The organism is Curtobacterium sp. B8 (genome assembly GCF_000333315.1).
Classification (GTDB): Bacteria; Actinomycetota; Actinomycetes; order Actinomycetales; family Microbacteriaceae; genus Curtobacterium; species Curtobacterium luteum.
On the sequence record NZ_BACW01000256.1, the window covers coordinates 1 to 1,876 of the forward strand.

Annotated in this window: 3 protein-coding genes; 2 read left to right on the forward strand and 1 reads right to left on the reverse strand. The window is 72.7% G+C overall.

The window, feature by feature from the left end; translation table 11 throughout:
• Both I59_RS06250 and I59_RS06255 read left to right on the forward strand, forming a co-directional pair.
• On the forward strand, positions 1-297 hold a 297-nt coding region (locus I59_RS06250), incomplete at its 5' end, for a pyridoxal-phosphate dependent enzyme (protein WP_031273115.1).
• 28 nt (positions 298-325) lie between these two features.
• The gene (locus I59_RS06255; protein WP_022903129.1) at positions 326-1,222 is read left to right on the forward strand and encodes a M48 family metallopeptidase; all 897 of its coding nucleotides are present in this window, start codon (positions 326-328) and stop codon (positions 1,220-1,222) included.
• A 210-nt stretch (positions 1,223-1,432) separates the two neighbouring features.
• On the opposite strand, the gene I59_RS06260 is transcribed toward I59_RS06255, so the two are convergent.
• A partial coding sequence (locus tag I59_RS06260) for a DNA glycosylase AlkZ-like family protein (protein ID WP_187289795.1) occupies positions 1,433-1,876 on the reverse strand: 444 nt, incomplete at its 5' end.

The window sequence follows — 1,876 nt, forward strand, 5'->3', positions numbered from 1 at the left end:
ATCCACCGGAAGACCACCGCCGAGGAGATCCTGCGCGACACCGAGGGCCACGTCGACGTGTTCATCGCGGGCGTCGGCACCGGCGGCACGATCACCGGCGTCGGCCAGGTGCTCAAGGAGCGCGTGCCCGGCGTGCAGGTCATCGCCGTCGAGCCGAAGGACTCGCCGCTGCTCACCGAGGGCAAGGCCGGGCCGCACAAGATCCAGGGCATCGGCGCGAACTTCGTGCCCGAGGTCCTCGACCAGAGCGTCATCGACGAGGTCTTCGACGTCGAGCTCGAGGACGCGCAGTTCTGACCCGGACGACCGACCGCAGCGCCCGGCCGTGTACCGCGCGATCGCGCAGAACAAGCGCAACACCGTCCTGATCGTCCTGGTCTTCCTGCTGCTCGTCGGCGCCCTCGGGTTCCTCGGCGGGTACCTCGCGGGCAACGTCTCCATCGGTGTCATCGTGCTCGTCGTGGCGATCGGGTACGCGGTGCTGCAGTACTTCACCGCCGCTCGCCAGGCCACGGCCATCGCGGGCGGCGTCGAGATCGACCGGACGACCGAACCCCGGCTGTGGCGGACGGTCGAGAACCTCGCGATCGCGACGGGCATGCCCATGCCCCGGGTGTACGTGGTCGACGATCCGTCCCCGAACGCCTTCGCGACCGGGCGCGACCCCGAGCACGCCGTCGTCGCCGCGACCACGGGACTGCTCGGGATCATGGACGACCAGGAACTCGAGGGCGTCATGGCGCACGAGCTCGGGCACGTCCGGAACTACGACATCCGCGTCTCGACGATGGTCTTCGGGCTCGTCGTCGCGGTCGGGCTCATCGCCGACGTCCTGCTCCGCATCTCGATCTTCAGCGGGCTGAGCGGGCGGAGCCGGAACGACAACAACGGCGGCGGCAACCCGATCCTCCTCGTCGCCGGTCTCGTGGCCGTCATCGTCGCCCCGATCGCCGCCGTGGCCGTGCAGGCAGCGGTGTCGCGGCAGCGGGAGTACCTCGCGGACGCGACCGGTGCGATGACGACGAGGCACCCCGAAGGGCTTGCACGCGCCCTCGAGAAGCTCGGCGCGTACGGCCGTCCGATGCGGACGCAGAACTCGTCGATGGCGCACCTGTGGATCGCGGACCCGATGCGGCCGGGCGTGATGGACCGGCTGTTCTCGACGCACCCGCCGCTGCCCGACCGCATCGCGCGGTTGCGGGGGAGCCTCGACCGGTTCTGACCGGACGAGCGGCGCTCCACTCCGCTCCGTGGCGCGGCGTGGCGCGGCGCGGCACGGCGTGGCGCGGCGCGGCGCGGCGTGGCGTGGCGTGGCGCGCAGCGCACCGCGCTCAGGGCGCGGTCATCGGCGTGCAGCACGGCGCACCGCGCCCAGGGTGTGGCGGCGCCGCCGGGAGGCCCGTGACGGCGTCGCCACGGGCCTCCCGGCCGGTCAGACGGTGACTTCCAGGTCCGGGAGCGGCTCGGCCACGTCCGTGTCGTCCGCCGACTCGTGCGGGACCAGCGCGACGCCGAGGGCCCCGGCCAGTGCGCGCGCAGCGGTCCCGCGATCGGTGACCTCCACGTCGCCGAGCCCCTGCCACGCCGCTGTGCGCCGCAGCACCTCGGCCAGCCGCTCGGCGTCGAGGTGCTCCCCGGGCTCCTCCCACGCCGTGCGGACGCGGAGCACTCCGCGCTGCCGGTCGCTCTTGAGGTCGATCCGTCCGGTCAGGCGGTCGTCCTGCAGCACGGGCAGCACGTAGTACCCGAACACCCGTTTCGGCGCCGGCGTGTAGATCTCGATGCGGTAGTGGAAGCCGTACATCCGTTCGGCCCGACGGCGGAACCAGACGACCGGGTCGAACGGGCTGAGCACCGCGTCCGCCGACGGCTCCGG